This is a genomic window from Bifidobacterium mizhiense, assembly GCF_020884755.1.
Lineage (GTDB): Bacteria > Actinomycetota > Actinomycetes > Actinomycetales > Bifidobacteriaceae > Bombiscardovia > Bombiscardovia mizhiensis.
In genome coordinates this window covers 252486-269433 of the sequence record NZ_BPWE01000002.1, presented here as the reverse complement: position 1 = coordinate 269433, position 16948 = coordinate 252486, and the positions used below count along the sequence as shown (strand labels likewise).

Below are 16948 nucleotides of genomic sequence, written 5' to 3'. Positions count from 1 at the left end.
ACAGCATGGGATCGTCGAAGACCTCCCGCCGCGGTCGGGGGCTGTCAGGCTATATGCATATCTGGCACCGGGATCATTGGTTCTGGCCCTACCTTCGTCAGAATAAGGGGCTGCTTGCCCTGATCTTCTTCCTGGGGACCATCACCTTCGTATGCGCGGCCGGGCTGATGTTCACCTCGGGCTTCCTGATCAGCAGGTCGGCCCGCCACCCCTTCAACATCTTTGCCGTATACGTGCCGGTGGTGCTGACCAGGGCCTTTGGCATTGGACGGCCCACATTCAAGTACCTGGAGCGCATCAAGAGCCATGACTGGGTGCTCCGGGTGGTTTCCAAGCTGCGGGTGCAGCTCTACCGCACCCTCTCGCAGGACGCGGCCTTCCTGAACGAGCATGAGCGCACGGGCACGGTTCTGGGCATGCTTTCGGACGACCTGGACCATCTGGAGAACTTCTACCTGCGCACCATCTTCCCCACGGTCGTGGCCTACATGATGTGGGTGGTCGTCACCATCGCTGTAGGCGTCTTCTCCTGGCTGACTTCGCTCCTGCTCTTCCTGCTTTTCGCCCTGATCCTGATCCTGGTACCGCTGGTCTCGCTGGCTTATTCAGATGGGCGCTACGACATGGAGAAGGCAAGGCGGCAGGATCAGTACACGGCCGTGACTGAGAGCTACATGGGCCTGGGCGATTGGGTGATCACTCGCCGTCGGCGCCGCTTCGTGGACACGGCGTCCGGTGATTTCAACGACATCGCCACCGGCCGCAGAGAGCAGAAGCGGTTCGAACGCTGGCGCAACTGTGGCATCCAGATGATTTTCGCCCTCATGGTGGTGGCTCTGATTGTTGGAGCGGATCTACGCATGACCAGCTCCACCTCCATTGCTGACTTCGCGGCAGCCGTGGTCCTGGCGGTTTTCCCCCTGGTCGACTGCTTCATCGTGGTCTCCCAGGCTGTGGCTGAGGTTCCCCTCTATACTGACTCGCTGGACCACCTGAATGATCTGACCGAGCGCGTCGAGTCCCGGCGAATTGAACCGAGTGCCCAGACCAGGTTGGAGGGGCCGATCAAGTCAATCGTCTTCGACCACGTCAGCTTCTCCTACGGTCCTGATGACCCCCTGCTGCTGGACGACTTCAGCCTGCGGATCGAAGGCGGTCAACGTGTGGCCCTGCTCGGTCCCAGCGGCGAGGGAAAGACAACGGTCCTTCAGCTGCTTCTGGGCGACCTGCGCCCCACCAGTGGCCGCATCCTGATCAATGGAATACCGGTCGATGCCTTGCAGGATCAGCGTCCTGAGCTCTTTGGCTACCTGAACCAGCAGGCTTTCCTCTTCAACACCACCATTGCCTCCAATGTGCGTCTGGGCGCCCCCCAGGCCGATGACGATCAGGTTCGCCAGGCCTTGAAGGCTGTGCAGCTGGATCAGGTCGTGGATGACATGCCCCAGGGAATCGACACGCCGGTGGATGAGGCCGGCGGCCGACTTTCAGGTGGCCAGCGTCAGCGTCTGGCCCTGGCTAGGATTGTGCTCAAGCGCACGCCGATCATCCTTCTGGACGAGCCCACCATCGGTCTGGATCCCATAACCGAGCGGCGGCTCATGGCCATGATCTTCAAGGTCAGCCAGGATCGCACCCTTCTTTGGGTGACCCACCACCTTCAGGGGCTGGAGGAGGCCGACCAGGTAATCTTCATGCAGGATGGTCATATAGCCATGCAGGGTCGGCCTGTTGATTTGTACCATGAAAACGCCCGTTTCCGTGAACTTTATCGCATGGACGTCTCGGACGTGGACAAGGGTGCCGGTCAAGGGATATACTCAAAGAAGCAGTCAGATTCAGATGGACGGAACCCTGTTGAATGACCATCAGGCTGTTTCCCGAGCAATGAATTTTGCACGGTTGTCGGGTCGCCGATCTTGGCGGATGGCTTCCCGGCCGGTCACCGTGCGCCGTCGGTTCATGGACTGGACGGCATGGAAACCGGAGCCCGAGGAAGCGACCAGGTGGCAAAGTCGGGGAGAGCTGAAGGTTCTCGTGGGCACAAGCCTGGTCATATCTGAATCCGTCCGGATTCGACCCGTGTACCCGCGCCCGACGAACCCTGCAGAGATTGGGAGGAACGATGTTCACTGTATTGGGATTGTCTAGATTCCAGTTCGCCATGACGACGATATTCCACTTCTTCTATGTCCCTATGACCATCGGTCTGGCCCTGGCGGTCGCCATCATGGAGACCACCTATGTTGTGACCAAGAAGGATGTCTACAAGAAGATGACCATGTTCTGGTCCAAGATCTTCCTGCTTTCCTTCGCAGTCGGCGTGGTCACCGGCATCATCCAGGAGTTCCAGTTCGGCATGAACTGGTCCAACTACTCCAGGTTCATGGGTGACATCTTCGGTGCCCCCCTGGCCATTGAGGCCCTGCTGGCCTTCTTCTTGGAGTCTACTTTCATCGGCGTGTGGATGTTCACTTGGAATCGGTTCAAGCCGGCCGTGCATGCGGTCTTCATCTGGCTGACCTTCCTGGGCTCCTCCATGTCGGCCATCTGGATTCTGGCTGCCAACAGCTTCATGCAGCACCCGGTCGGATTTGAGATCAACCAGGCCACCGGCCATGTGCGGCTGCGCAGTTTTGGTGATGTCATATCCAATCCCCAGCTGTGGATTGAGTTCCCCCACGTCTTCTTCGCCGCCGTCTGCACAGGGGCCTTTGTGGTCATGGGCTGCAGCGCTTTCAGCCTGCTGAGGATGCATATGGGGAATAAGGACCAGGCCGTGGCCGCTGTCGAGGCCGACTCCGAGAAGCAGGCCAAGGTCAACCTGTTCACCAAGTCCATCCGTCTGGCCGCTCTGCTTGGGCTTATCGGTTCCATCTGCGTGATCACCTACGGTGATTTGCAGGGCAAGTACATCGTGACTGATCAGCCCATGAAGTTGGCTGCCACCGAGGGCATCTACGAGGACACCGGTGATCCCGCCCCATGGAATGCCGTGGCTCTGATCAACGAGAAGGACCATAAGATTGAAGGGTCCGTCGAGATTCCCGGAGCCATGTCGCAGCTGGCTTATGGCAAGAAGACAGGCGCCGTCAAGGGCATGAACACCGTCAACAAGGAGCTGCACGAGAAGTATGACGCCAAATTTGGCAAGGACATGAACTACTACGTGCCGGTTACCACCCTATTCTGGGTCTTCCGTCTGATGGTCGGAATTGGGTTTGCTTTTGCCCTGATATCAGCATTGGTGCTCTGGTTCACACGGAAGAAGAAGAACACCCTGTTCACCACACGCTGGAAGCTCTGGATCATGGGTATCTTTACCTTCGCTCCCTTCGCTGCGACGACCAGTGGCTGGCTGGTGACTGAGCTTGGTCGCTATCCATGGCTGGTTTACGGTTATCAGACCATTGCCGATGGCGTTTCACCCACCAGCACGGTGCCGAACCTGCTCTTCACCTGCATCGTCTACTTCCTGCTCTTCCTGGTTCTGGGCGGAGTCATGATCTTCTACACCAGGAGAACCCTGCACCAGGGACCCTTCTACAAGCCGGATGACGGCAATGGGCCGCAGACTGCCAAGGTGCATGGTGCACCGGCTCGGGTAGCCTTGGCATAAAGGTCGCCTGACCTCAACCCTTCCTTCCCCTTCGGTAAATCCCCCGCTTCGGACCGTATGGTTCGGAACGGGGGATTTGCTGTCATAGGGTGTTTGCCATCAGCTGCAGACAGCGTAAAGCAATGCCAAGCAAGGAACGGGGTTTTGATGCGTATTCGGGGTATATCCGAAACCGAACTAACTGCACTCGTTCAGGTTTGACCGAGCTGGTTCAGTCGTGCGAATTCGGTCAGACCTGGACTGTCAGCTTGACTGTAATCCGCTGCAATAGATTACGTACGCCTTTGTCCATGGGGGAGTCCTCTAGGCTGTCCGCAGCCCGTTGCAGATAGTCCTTGGCGGTTTGCCGACTGCCCTCCATCAACTGGGGATGGGCTCTGAGGTAGTCGATCACCCGGTCGGGATCGTCTTGCTGCACCAGTGTCCTGAAGTTCTCGTCCTCCTGGAATCCGAGTAGAACCGGCAGAGTGTAGATTCCGTCGCGGATATCCTCCAGCTTGGGCTTGCCGGTGTCACGATCCAGATCAAAATCGTTGATATCGTCGATGATCTGGAAGGCCATGCCTAGATTGCCGCCGAAGTCCCTGGCGGTCTGCTCCAAGGCCGAGTCAGTTGGCTGGCCATCAAGGCGGATCCCGGTCAGGCAGGCCAGGCGGAAGAGGGCTGCGGTCTTGCCTGAGATGGCTCGATCGTAATCGTCAATGGTGATATGCGTGTGGTGACGGTCTGACTCCTGGTAAAGTTCGCCGCCTACGATTTCGCAGACTGTACCGGCCTGCTCGCGGATAAAGGCTGTGTCAGGAGCGATGGAGGCCATGATCTCCATGTAACGCGAAAGGATCAAATCTCCTAGATAGATGGCGGCCTTGTTGCCCCGGATGGTGTGGACCGTGGGCTTGTTGCGGCGGATGGGGGCGTTGTCCAGAACGTCGTCATGGACCAAGGTGGCCAGATGAAGCATCTCGATGGCGGCGGCGCCGGTGATGACGGTATCGTCCAAGCGCCCTTCGATCTGTGCCCCTGCCCGGGCGAAGAGAACCACCATGGCGGCGCGAATCATCTTGCCGTGGTTATCCAGCAGACGACGGTAATCCTCCTGATAGGGTGCCACATGAGTACGCTCCTGGTGCAGGCGGTCGACAACCCGCTCAAGATCCTTGCGCAACAGGAGCTCTTGTCCTTCTGCCATGGAGGTACGCTCCCTCTATCTCGTTAAGAACCGCAACGTATCCAATATACCAAGACCGGAGCCGGGTCTGAAGATTGTCCGCCCGGTCCCGGCTGTCGTCGTAACCACTGTGGCCAAGCTAACATCGGGGTGTTGCCGTGCTGTAATGACGCTGAAGCCTGAATTCGGTTCGTAAGGGGGCTGCACAGATAGTCCTAGGAGCGAAGCCGGGTGAAGTAGGCTAGACGTATGAGTCAGCATAACCACGCGGATCAAGTCTCCCCACAAGGCGGCGAGGGAGAGCATGATCGACCGCTGTCCGTTTCGGCCCGGCTGGGACGACTTCAGTTCCATTACTCGGGCAAGTTCAGACTTCTGCAGCTGGCCGACGTCCAAGAGGGTCCCAAGGTCTCTCCGGACACAATCAGACTGATAGGTGCGGCTTGCGATGCGGCAAAGCCCGATCTGGTGGTCTTCTCGGGCAACCAGGTAGCCGGTTACGACACGGCTTACGAGCGCACCTTCCGTAAGAGACGCTGGAGCACCCCCTTGGACGGCATCTACTCGGCTGGTCTGAGCATGGGCGGCGCTCTGGGATTTGGGGGAGCCTCCCTGAAGCGCTCTTCCAGGCCTCAGGATGGTCAAGCAGCCGGCGACCGTCGGGAACCAGACCGCAGGGATGCCGAGCGTGTACGTCAGCAGAACATCAAGCACACCGAGGATCTGGTCCGCAGAACCGTTGGTCTGATCACCGGCCCGTTGGTTGAACGTGGGATTCCCTTCGTGGTCACCTATGGCAACCATGACTTCCAGTGCGGGCTGGACACCGATCAAATGGATGCCATCTATCGGGAGGTGCCCGGTTGCCTGAACCCCGAGGCTACGGTCGCCCATCCTGATCGGGTCCATGCGCTGATCGGGTCGGCCCTGCCCTCCCAGACGGCCTTCGTCTGCGCTCCGGGCACCTTCGCGTTGCCTGTGGCGGATTGCGACGGTCATGGGGTGGTCATGGGACTGGTCCTGCTGGACTCTGGCGACTATGCCAGGTCAGGCGGCTATGGCTCACCGTCGGCCCAGGCCCTGGACTTTCTGGCGGCCGCTCCCGATCTTCTGGGCAACCGATCCATAGTCTTCCAGCACATGCCCATTCCCCAGTTCTATGATCTGCTCAAGCCGGTGCCAGCCACCACAGCCTATGCGGTTCAGGGCTACCGAAGTTTCGACTCCCGTTGCTACATTCTGGACGAATCGCGCACCTGCCCCGGCTCCTACCTGGGCGAGGGAGTCTCCTGTCCGGATGAGGACAGCGGCGAGTATGACCTGCTGACCCGGAATCGCGGCTATTTCGCCCTCTTTGCCGGGCATGACCATCGCAATGGCTTTGTCGGTCGTAGTGGGGATCTGATGCTGGGGGCCACGCCCACATGCGGATTCGGCTCATACGGGCCGGTGCCCAGCAAGCGGGCGGCGCGGCTCTTTGAGTTCGACATCCGCCATCCCCATCATCCTCGCACGCAGCTCCTGGAGTTCGGGCAATTGGTAGGGCGGCCAGGATCCCACAAGGTCTATACCTTCGCCATGAGCCATGTGCCGACCTCTACCGGGGACGCGGTCAATCTCTTGCGTCGGCCTGGGTTCTTGGCGGGCGGACTGACGGCCCTGGCAGGGCTGATCGCCTCCTGGGGCTCCACCCGGCGACGGTAAGGACGGCGATAAGAGCCAGGAAGGCGCTCAGACCCTACGACGAGCGGGAGAAGAGGCTCGCAGCAGGGCTTCGGTCAGATATTTGCCGGCGGCCATGACCAGGGGGGCGTAGCGCCTTCCCGGCGTGGTGGACATGCGATTGACCGGCCCGGAGATGGATATGGCGGCCATGACCTGCCCGGATCCGTTGCGGATGGGGGCTGAGATGGAACAGACGCCTTCTTCCCGCTCGTTGATGGATTCGGCCCAGCCGCGCTTACGAACCGTGGCCAGGGTCGCTGCATTGAATTTGGCGTGTCGCAGACCCTGATGGAGGCGCTCAGGTTCCTCCCAGGCCAGTAGAATCTGTGCAGCCGACCCGGCCTCCATGGACAGCAGGGCGCCTACGGGGATGGAGTCGCGCAGGCCCGAGGCGCGTTCCACTGCAGCGATGCAGACCCGGACCTCCCCTTGGCGTCGGAAAATCTGGGCTGACTCGCCCGAACGGTTGAGCAGTGTATGCAGGATGGGCCCCGAGGCTGTCAGTAGGCGATCCTCGCCGGCGGCAGCGGCCAGCTCGGCGAAGCGGGATCCCAGGACGAAGCGGCCATGCGCGTCCCGCAGCACGAAGCGGTGGCGCTCCAAGGCGATGGCCAGTCGGTGGGCTGTGGGTCGAGCCAACCCGGTGGCGTTGACCAGCTGGCCCAGGGTCATGGGTCCAGTCTCCAGGGTATCCAGAATTCGCACCGTCTTGTCCAGAACGCCGACGCCCGAATGAATCTCCTCCTGATGCAGGTTCGGATCATTTGTGGAGGGGTATCTGTCGTCGTCGTTCATAGAAGGTGTGTCCATGGTTGAATTATGCCATCTCAGTATATGAAATGCAAAAGTTCATAACGGTTGGGCAGTTCCATACTCGGTGGTAAGAGGCCGGCGGGGTGCCGATGAGGCTGGCGCCCCGGCCGGTCGTAGGTTTTCAGGAGGCGATATGGGACGCACAATGGCGGAAAAGGTCTGGGCCGATCATTTGGTCAGAAAGGGCCAGGGAGGCGAGCCCGATCTGATCTACATCGATCTGCAGCTCATGCACGAGGTGACCAGTCCACAGGCTTTCGAGGGGCTGCGCCTGGCAGGCCGGAAGATCCGCCACCTGGACCAGGTCATCGCCACCGAGGATCACAACACCCCCACCATCGACATCGATCGGCCCATCGCCGACAAGGTATCGGCCCTGCAGATCTCCACCCTGGAGCGCAATTGCCGCGAGTTCGGGGTCCGTCTGCATCCGTTGGGGGATGCCGACCAGGGCATCGTCCACGCATTTGCGCCGGTCCTGGGACTGACCCAGCCCGGCATGACCATCGTCTGCGGCGATTCGCATACTTCGACCCACGGGGCCTTCGGGGCTCTGGCTTTCGGCATCGGCACCTCCGAGGTGGAGCATGTTCTGGCCACCCAGACCCTGAGCCTGAAGCCTTTCAAGACCATGGCCATCACCGTCCGCGGCCAGCTCAAGCCCGGCGTGGGCGCCAAGGACGTCATCCTGGCTGTCATCGCCAAGATCGGCACTGGCGGCGGCCAAGGGCACGTTCTGGAATACCGGGGTGAGGCGATTCGGCGTATGTCCATGGACGCGCGCATGACCATCTGCAACATGTCCATCGAGGCCGGGGCAAGGGCCGGGATGATCGCGCCGGACGAGACCACCTTTGCATACTTGGAGGGCCGGCCGCATGCCCCCAAGGGGGCCATGTGGGATCAGGCTCTGGACTACTGGCGGACCCTGCCCACCGATCCGGATGCAGTCTTCGACAAGGAGGTCATCCTGGATGCCGACCAGCTGACTCCCTACGTGACCTGGGGCACCAACCCCGGACAGGGCCTGCCCATTGGCGCCGATGTGCCTGTGCCCGAAAAGATCGCCGACCCGGCCAAGCGACAGGCAGCCCAGGAGGCCATTGACTACATGGGTCTGAAGCCGGGGATGCCCATCCGGGACATCGCCGTGGACACCGTCTTCATCGGTTCCTGCACCAACGGGCGCATCGAGGATCTGCGTGCGGCAGCGGCCATCATGAAGGGGCATCACAAGGCCAAGAACCTGCATCGTGTCCTGGTGGTTCCGGCTTCTTCGCGAGTTCGCATTCAGGCCGAAAAAGAGGGGCTGGACCGCATCTTTGAGGACTTCGGAGCCGAATGGCGCAACGCCGGCTGCTCCATGTGCCTGGGAATGAACCCCGACCAGCTGGTGCCGGGGGAGCGCTCCATCTCCACATCCAACCGCAACTTCCAGGGTCGTCAGGGCAAGGGCGGCAGGACGCATCTGGCCTCACCCGAAGTGGCTGCTGCGACGGCCATCAGGGGAACCATCTGCTCCCCGGCCGATCTGTAGGCCCATCAATCATTCGTCATCGTCATCGCCATTCAGCAGGCAGGAGGTCATCATGGAGCCACTTTCCGTTGTCACCGGGGTCGGAGTGCCCTTGCGCCGCTCCAACGTCGACACTGATCAAATCATCCCCGCTGTATTCCTGAAGCGGGTGAAGAAGACCGGCTTCGAGGATGCGCTCTTCTACGCCTGGCGAAGGGATCCGAACTTCGTGCTCAACCGGCCCGAATATTCAGGCGCCCGCATTCTGGTGGCCGGGCCGGACTTCGGCATCGGCTCCTCGCGCGAGCACGCGGTCTGGGCTCTGCGGGACTACGGCTTCCGCGTGGTCATCGCCCCCCGCTTCGCCGACATCTTCTATGGGAACACCGCCAAGAACGGAGTCCTGGCTGCCATCATGCCCCAGGAGTCAGTGGAGTTGCTCTGGAAGCTCCTGGAGGAGGACCCTGGTACCGAGATGACCGTGGACCTGGGCGCTCGCACGGTCACCTGCGCGGATGTGACCCTGCCCTTCCAGGTAGACGACTACGTGCGATGGCGGCTCATGAACGGCTATGACGACATCGATCTGACCCTGCAGCATGAGGATGACATCCGTGCCTATGAGCGCATGCGGGCTGAGCGTTTCCCCTTCAAGCCGCGTACCCTGCCGGCCCAGCACATGCCCGAAGAGCCGGTCACTTCAGCCAGGGAGGGCCAAATCGACTGGCCTGGACCCCTGGCTGACCGCGGCATCATCTGACCGACGGGCCGTGAGTCCTCATATAAGAGTTATTTGCTCCCTCTTCGTTTACCATGGAATTGGCAGCCATTGGTCGCCTATGACCGGTTGGCAAGTGAAGAGGAGCGGTTATCATGAGGCACAGCAGCGGCGATGTGCACGACTGGGGCGTTAGACGGGCAGTGAATACCCTAAGTGCTTTTGCCTTCATCTACGTGGCTATCGAGACTCTAGCGGGCCTTTTGGGAGCCAAGGTGGTTGTGCCTGCGCTCTTCCCGCACGCTTCCAAGGCACAGATCAACGGGCCTCTGGGGGATTGGACAGTGGCCACCTCCGTAGTGCTGGCTCTGCTGTTTGCCTTGATTAGCCAGTGGCCGGTCATCGTAGGCCAGGAACGACATGGCCAGGATCAAGTGCAGTGGGTCACTGCGCGCCGATTCAGCCTGTTGGCCTTGATTATCGCCTTGGCTTGCTTCTTCCTCAGTCAGCTGGTGGCCGGGGTAGCCAACTCCGGACTGAGCGCCGTTCTGTCCAGTACTGGGCTGCATCCGCCGTCCGCACCAGGTGATGGAGGCATGGAGACGCCGATCATGCTCTTCTACGGCATTCTTTTGGGGCCCTTTGCCGAGGAGCTGGTCTTTCGCGGGGTCATCATGAACGGTCTGCGCCGCTTTGGCCGAGTCTTCGCCATTATTACTTCTTCCCTGCTTTTCGGTTTCATGCACGGCTCCTTGGTCCAGGGTCTGTTCGGTTTCATTTCCGGTCTGGTTCTGGGCTATCTGGCCATGGAGTATGGGTTGGTCTGGTCCCTGCTGGTGCACATGCTCAACAATGCTTTCTCTTCAGGCCTGCTGGCCAAGTACATGCCTCTGGCACCTGAAGTGGTTCGCATCGGCCTGGGCTTTCTCATGATCCTGGTACTGCTGATTGGTGTTATCGGGCTGTTGTTCAAGATCAGGACTCTCCGTGATTACTGCCGCAGCAATCGCGCTCCCAAGGGAATCTACGCTTCCTGGCGGGCGCCCTGGTTCCTGCTCTTCTGCCTGGCATGCCTGCTGATGGCTCTGAGCGAATTCGTACCTGGGCTGGCCTGACCAGACAGTCGGTGGCGCCGGGCCATTGTCGGGATTCTGTCGAGGAAGGGCGGGGTCGGGCTAGACTCGGACATGTAGTGTTGTGATATGAACGTGGGGAAAGGTTCGTGTCGCTGGACGCCCTTGACGGTCGTACGGTAGTGCATGAAGGGGAAGGATCATCGACGGATGAGGGATGATGAGGATCGCGACAGCGGCAGCGAGTCCGCCGATGCCCAAAGCGATCAGGGGCGCTGGAAGGTGTCGCGCTCCTCTATTGCCCTCATGACCGCAAGCCACAGTGCCAGCAAGGACTACGCCCGTCACTGGGATTATGAGGAGGGTTCCATCGACCTGCCGCCCTTGAGCCTGCCGGGGGAGGCCGTGGATGATGGCTTGGCCTACCCGGGCCGGATAGCCCATAGGAAGACTGCGGTTCTGGGTGATGAAGGAGCTGGCGGCAAGGGTGCCAGGCCAGTCGGTGAACGACCGTCAGTGCTTCCAGGATCCTATGATTTTTTGGACTCGGTCACCATGGCCAGTCAACCGGGAGTTGCCGCATTTCCTCCTGAAGATCTGCCAGCTGACGGGCATGTCGGGAAGGGATCCGACAAGGAATCTTCTCCGCGGCGTGTGGTGGTTCATCGAGAGCCGGAGGTTGCAAAAGCCGCGGAGACCTCGGGGCAGCCGGGGAAGCCTGCGGCCAAGGTCGTCTGGTCCTGGACCAAGCCCGAGACGAACAACGGCCCGGTCTTCTCTTGGAATATGCACAAGCGCCGCAAGCCTTCCGCAGGCACCCGTGCAGGCAAATCTGCGACTTCCGCTGTTAAAACTCCATCCGTTCCCGCTTCTTCTGCAGCCGAGCCAGCTGTGCCCAAGTCGGCGACCACGGCCGGGACACCCCAGGTCTCAGGTTCTAAGGTCTCCGCATCCGCAGCCCCTGTGGTATTTGCCGACCGACCAGTCGTGGTCCGTCGCTCGGATGCCGACTGGGATTCCCTGGTCACTGGTTCATCGGCTTCTGTGGAGAACGGTGCTGCTGTACAATCCGTGTCCAGCGAAGCCGATCACCAGGGGCGTCGGGTCTGTTCGACTCTGCGGGTAGTTGCCCAGCCTGCTGCAGTCTCCGGCGACGGTACCGGTGGTCGGGTCGTTACGTCAGAGGCTGTCGACGGACAAGGGCCGGCTGTCGCGCAGAAGGATCATGTCGATCAGCCCATGCAGACCGACCAGGCAGAGATTGCCGTTCAGCCTGCCCCCTCTGAATCTCCGCAGGCTGTAAAGGTAGTCCCGGCGACGCAGTCGGTCGTCCAGTTCTCGTCTTCTTCGACATCCGTATCCGCTCCAGGCGCTTCTGTGGCTCTTGCCGCCAAGGCTGCCGAGGCTGCCGCGGCTGCTGTGGCAGCCAAGGCCGAGTCCGCACAGACCGAGGAAGCCACGACGAACGCAACCAGGCCGACCCGTTCTTCGCATGGTCTTCATTTCGGCCTTTCTGCCAGAGGTCATGAAAGGAGGAGGGGAGTCCGTCGGTCGTCCAAGCGGCGGGCTGCTCGCAACCGTACCCGTCCTTCAGCCGAGTCGGCAGCCCCTCGGGTCGTTTCCAATGCTTCGGCAGGACCGGTCAATTCGCAGCCGATCGCTGTTCCCAGTCAACTTGGTGCCGTCACGCCAGCTGCTGAAGTTGCGGCTCAGCCCCAGCCTCAGGTCCAGGCGCAACCACAGACGGCCAGGACCGCCACCGACAAGTCCAACTCCTACACAGCCAGTTCCGGGGTCCTCCACGCCGTCAACGGCCAGGCTGCCTTCGCCTTCGTCTATCTGGCCATATCGGTTCTGGTGCTCATGGTCGGTTCGGGGATGATCCTGCCAGTCATCATGGAGCAGGTCAAGGATCCCAGATCCATCGCCTTTCTGTCCGATGGGATCACCCTCCTGTCGGTCCTGCTGGCGCTGACCTATGCCTGCATTTCAGAGTGGAGCGTTATTCGAGGTGTGGATCAGCGAGGACAGGACGCCGTCCATTGGCGAACCGGTAGAAGAATGACCCTGGCGGCTCTGCTGGCCCTGATAACGGTGCTCTTGCTGGGCCAGGGGATGGTTCATGAGCTGAATAAGTTCTTCAATCACTTCTGTCTGCTTCTGCACATCCCCTCCCTTGCCTCGCACAGCCTGCTGGTCACGGGCGCTTCCTCGCCGATGATGGCCCTGTACGCCCTTCTGGCGGTTCCCTTGGCTGAGGAGCTGGTCTTCCGTGGCATCATCCTCAACGGGCTGCGTCGGTATGGGCGAGTCTTCGCCATCCTGACCGCATCCCTGCTCTGCGCCCTGCTGCAGAGTGACCCGGTCTCCGGGCTTTGGATCTTCCTGCTGGGGCTGGCTCTGGGCTACTGCTCCCTGGAGTATGGTCTGATCTGGGCCATCGGGGCCCGTGTGGTCGGTGATCTGCTCTTCAGCGGCCTGCCCAACCGGTATTTGATGAGCGCTCCGAGAACCGCTCGTCTGTCGATTTTGGTAGTGGCGCTGGTCTTGGTTCTGGCTGGATTGCTCATGTTCTTCCTGCACCGCTCCAGCCTCTTGGACTACCGGCGGCGCTATCGGGCCCCTAAGGGCACATACGTTTCCTGGAGGCAGCCCTGGTTCCTGCTCTATTTGCTGCTCTGCCTGCTACTGACAGTCTTCAAGTTCGTGCCCGGCCTGCTCTAGAGTATGACGCATTGATGCCACCAGTGGTGGCGTAAACTTGGACCAGCTGGAGGTCAATGCCGGACGGTCAAACCTGCAGAGAATCATGAAAGGGCATGGTGACATGGGGCAGACAACGACGGCGCCCGACGCGTCAGGGACTGGGCAGACTCAAAAGCCCAGACGAGGCACGGCGGATCGCGCATGGATGAGTGCGGCCAGGGGAATGCTCAACCGTCAGGCCGCCCTGCTGCTGGTCTACCTGCTCATCATCAACAGTGTCGGCCTTCTGTTCGGTGTTCTGGCTCAGATGGAGTGGAATGCCGTGTTTGATCCAGTGCCTGCCCACTCGGGATTTATCTATGTGATGAGCCATGCCGACAAGGAGTATGGGGGCATCATCAATCTGATCGCCGCCTGCACAGGTCTCTGCTTCCTGGTTTTCACACGACGCCGGCAGATCTGCGATTCCGGTCCTTCGGGTATCTTCCACACTGATCTGCACCCCATGACCTGGCAGGTGCTGCTGGGATGTTTTGCGCTGACGCTGACCGGGCAGACCCTGGCCGACTGGTATCAGTCAGGCATGGACTGGACCACGGCGCGGCTGGGAGTGCAGCAGTCCTGGACCACGACCGAGCAGATCCAACAGGCCTCGGGTACCATTCCCATGTTCATCTACGTCAGCCTGCTGGCCCCCGTCATTGAAGAGCTGGTTTTCAGAGGTGCCATCCTACATGCGCTGAAGCCCTACGGCCACGTCTTCGCCATCGTCACCTCCGCGGTCATGTTCGGCTTCTTCCACGGCGACCTTGGCCAGGGGTTCTTCGCTTTCATTATGGGTCTGCTCCTGGGCTATCTGGCCTGCGAATACTCCATCTTCTGGTCCATAGCCCTGCACGTGTTCAACAACCTGGTCGTCAGCGACGGGCTGGAGCTCCTTCTCAGGTTTATGAGCGACAACATGTCCTCCTACATCAACGTGCTCATGATGCTGGCGGGTTTGCTGGCAGCCGTCCTGGTTCTCTATTTGGGCCGTCATCGGATTGTCGCTTTTCTGCGGGAAAACCGCACCTATACGAACGTCTATGGCGCCTGGGCCTGCCCGTTTTTCATCATGCTGCTGCTGATCATGGGCTTCACGATGCTGACCCCCTTCGTTTCAGCCGGTGCCTGACCAGTACCTGACCGGGTGGACGCTCTATGCCGGAGGCGACAATTCACGGTGTCCCCACACCCCTTGTGGCAGACTTGCAGATAGGGCCGATGATGTGCCAAAGCCCGGCTCTGAGCAGATACGAGAAGGAAGCCGATATATGCCCAAGGTGAATACACAGAATGATGTGCTGCATGTGGTGGGCGGCAGACCCCTGCACGGCACCATCCAGGTTCGTGGGGCCAAGAACTTCGTCAGCAAAGCCATGGTGGCGGCCCTTCTGGCTCCTGGTGTTTCAGTGCTCAAGAACGTTCCTGAGATCCGCGATGTCCATGTGGTCTCGGACTTGCTGAGGCTGCACGGGGTCAAGGTGGATGTCCGTCCCAAGGAGGGCGTGGTCACCATCGATGCCAGTCATGTGGAGCTGGCCGATGTGGCTGATGTAGACACCCTGTCGGGCTCTTCCCGCATTCCCATCCTCTTCTCCGGGCCGCTTCTGCATCGGATGGGGGAGGCGTTCATCCCCGTTCTGGGCGGATGCCGCATCGGCAGCCGGCCCATCGATTTCCATCTGGAGACCCTGCGCAAGCTGGGGGCCAATGTCGACAAGGAGCATGAGGCCGGCATACACATCACAGCGCCCAACGGTCTGCATGGGGCCAAGATTCACCTGCCCTACCCTTCGGTGGGCGCCACGGAGCAGACCCTGCTGGCAGCTGTCATGGCCGAAGGACGCACCGAGCTGTCCGGGGCGGCTACCGAGCCCGAAATCATGGACTTGGTGGCGGTCCTGCAGAAGATGGGTGCGCAGATTTCCGTGGATGTGGATCGGACCATCCGCATTGAGGGGGTGCCGTCCCTCAAGGGATTCACCCATACCTCCCTACCCGACCGGATTGAGGCCGCTTCCTGGGCTTCCGCTGCCCTGGCCACCCATGGCGACATCATGGTCAAGGGCGCCCACCAGCCCGATATGATGACCTACCTGAATGTCTTCCGCAAGATCGGCGGCCAGTTCGACGTGCGCGACGACGGCATCCGCTTCTGGCATCCGGGCGGCGACCTGCGGCCCGTGGCTATTGAGACCGATGTGCACCCTGGGTTTATGACCGACTGGCAGCAGCCTCTGGTGGTCGCTTTGACCCAGGCCAAGGGTCTTTCCATCGTTCACGAGACCGTCTATGAGAACCGTTTCGGCTTCACCGAGCCGCTGATTCAGATGGGCGCCACCATCCAGCTTTACAAGGAGTGCCTGGGATCCCTGCCCTGCCGCTTCCAGCAGCGCAACTTCAACCATTCGGCGGTCATCTTCGGGCCTACCCCGTTGACCGGCCAGGACATCGACGTGCCCGACCTGCGTGGCGGCTTCAGCCACCTGATCGCTGCACTGGCGGCATCCGGTCCCTCCACCGTCCATGGCATCTCCCTGATCGACCGCGGCTACGAAGACTTCCGCGACAAGTTGCTGGCCCTGGACGCGCAGATCGACTGATCCGGCAGGCATAGATGGCTTCCAAAGGCAAACCCTCCCCACGGTCTGCGGTGCCAGCGCTGTCTGACCAGCAGGTGGCTCTGCTGGCCCAGCGGCACAGGTTGGTGGATCCGACCCGCTACTATCCCACTGGACACCGCACGCCGGCCTTGGACGAGATAGACGGTCAACACCCTGTGGGGACTACCCGTCTGCTGCGCGGAGTCTCCCAGGTGGTGCGGGACTCCTGCCGGGTCTATGCCTGGGGCCTGGAGCGGGTGCCGCAGAGCGGCCCCTTTATCACTGCAGCCACCCATGTGACCCAGTTCGACGTTTTCATTCCTATGATGGCGCTCTTCCACCTGGGTCGTCGTCCTCGATATATGGCCAAGGCCGAGATGGCCCATTGGCCCCTGATCGGCAGCTGGTTTCGCATGGTGGGCATGCAGCCGGTGGAGCGTAAGTCCGGCAAGGCCAGGTCGATTGAGGAGGAGTCGATCAGCATCATCACCTCGGGTAGGCCCCTGACCATTTGGCCCGAGGGAACCGTGACCCGTGACCCTCTGAAGTGGCCCATGTCGCTCAAGCCTGGTGTCGGATTCATCGCCCTGGAGGCTTCGCGGCAGCTGGGTCGCATGGTTCCTCTGTATCCCAGCATCACCTGGGGGGCGGCTTCGATCAATCACAAGTGGCCCTGGCCTCGAAAGAACGTGGTCATGTGCTATGACCGGCTCCTTGACTATACCGACCTTCTGGAAGACGTGGATCAGTGGGGAGCGGAACCTCCCAAGCAGTCCGTGCATGCCCTCTGTGTCCGCCTGCGCAACCGGATGGAGGAGGTCATGGCCGAGATTCGCGGCGAAGAACCCCCAACGGCTGGATACTTCGATTACGTGACCATGACCCGTCGGCCCAGAAACGAGCAGTAAGGCCGGAACCCGCCTCTAATTCCCCCTGCCTGGCGGTGGTGTCATAGGATGGTAGAG

At 60.8% G+C, this 16948-nt stretch carries 12 protein-coding genes; 10 read left to right on the top strand and 2 right to left on the bottom strand.

Features of this window, described 5'->3' with window-relative positions; genetic code table 11:
* Positions 1-5: 5 nt before the first annotated feature.
* Both cydC and LPC22_RS04595 read left to right on the top strand, forming a co-directional pair.
* A complete protein-coding gene (gene cydC, locus LPC22_RS04600) occupies positions 6-1865 on the top strand; it encodes a thiol reductant ABC exporter subunit CydC (protein ID WP_229132726.1) in 1860 nt (619 codons plus the stop codon).
* A gap of 260 nt (positions 1866-2125) precedes the next feature.
* The gene (locus LPC22_RS04595) at positions 2126-3619 is read left to right on the top strand and encodes a cytochrome ubiquinol oxidase subunit I (protein ID WP_121914354.1); all 1494 of its coding nucleotides are present in this window, start codon (positions 2126-2128) and stop codon (positions 3617-3619) included.
* Positions 3620-3848: 229 nt separating this feature from the next.
* Here LPC22_RS04595 and LPC22_RS04590 read toward each other — a convergent pair whose 3' ends face one another.
* Entirely contained in the window at positions 3849-4808 is a 960-nt protein-coding gene (locus LPC22_RS04590; RefSeq protein WP_229132723.1) for a polyprenyl synthetase family protein, read from the bottom strand.
* 228 nt (positions 4809-5036) lie between these two features.
* On the opposite strand from LPC22_RS04590, the gene LPC22_RS04585 reads away from it, so the two are divergent.
* Entirely contained in the window at positions 5037-6491 is a 1455-nt protein-coding gene (locus LPC22_RS04585) for a metallophosphoesterase family protein (RefSeq protein WP_229132721.1), read from the top strand.
* Between the two features lie 27 nt (positions 6492-6518).
* Here LPC22_RS04585 and LPC22_RS04580 read toward each other — a convergent pair whose 3' ends face one another.
* A complete protein-coding gene (locus LPC22_RS04580; protein WP_229132839.1) occupies positions 6519-7307 on the bottom strand; it encodes an IclR family transcriptional regulator in 789 nt (262 codons plus the stop codon).
* A 151-nt stretch (positions 7308-7458) separates the two neighbouring features.
* Between LPC22_RS04580 and leuC the strand changes: the two genes are divergently transcribed.
* From leuC to LPC22_RS04545, 7 genes are all read left to right on the top strand, one after another.
* Complete coding sequence (gene leuC / locus LPC22_RS04575; RefSeq protein WP_024627604.1) at positions 7459-8862, top strand: 3-isopropylmalate dehydratase large subunit; 1404 nt, start codon at positions 7459-7461, stop codon at positions 8860-8862.
* A 52-nt stretch (positions 8863-8914) separates the two neighbouring features.
* A complete protein-coding gene (gene leuD, locus LPC22_RS04570) occupies positions 8915-9601 on the top strand; it encodes a 3-isopropylmalate dehydratase small subunit (protein WP_110412409.1) in 687 nt (228 codons plus the stop codon).
* A gap of 113 nt (positions 9602-9714) precedes the next feature.
* Positions 9715-10674, top strand: a complete 960-nt coding sequence (locus tag LPC22_RS04565) for a CPBP family intramembrane glutamic endopeptidase (RefSeq protein ID WP_229132719.1) — start codon at positions 9715-9717, stop codon at positions 10672-10674.
* Positions 10675-10842: 168 nt separating this feature from the next.
* Positions 10843-13356: a CPBP family intramembrane glutamic endopeptidase gene (locus LPC22_RS04560; RefSeq protein WP_229132718.1), complete on the top strand. Its 2514-nt coding sequence runs from the start codon at positions 10843-10845 to the stop codon at positions 13354-13356.
* Between the two features lie 103 nt (positions 13357-13459).
* Positions 13460-14512, top strand: a complete 1053-nt coding sequence (locus LPC22_RS04555) for a CPBP family intramembrane glutamic endopeptidase (protein WP_229132712.1) — start codon at positions 13460-13462, stop codon at positions 14510-14512.
* A 139-nt stretch (positions 14513-14651) separates the two neighbouring features.
* The gene (gene murA / locus LPC22_RS04550) at positions 14652-15983 is read left to right on the top strand and encodes a UDP-N-acetylglucosamine 1-carboxyvinyltransferase (protein WP_024627609.1); all 1332 of its coding nucleotides are present in this window, start codon (positions 14652-14654) and stop codon (positions 15981-15983) included.
* 14 nt (positions 15984-15997) lie between these two features.
* Positions 15998-16891, top strand: coding sequence for a lysophospholipid acyltransferase family protein (locus LPC22_RS04545; RefSeq protein WP_024627610.1), 894 nt, complete (start codon positions 15998-16000; stop codon positions 16889-16891).
* Positions 16892-16948: the final 57 nt, after the last annotated feature.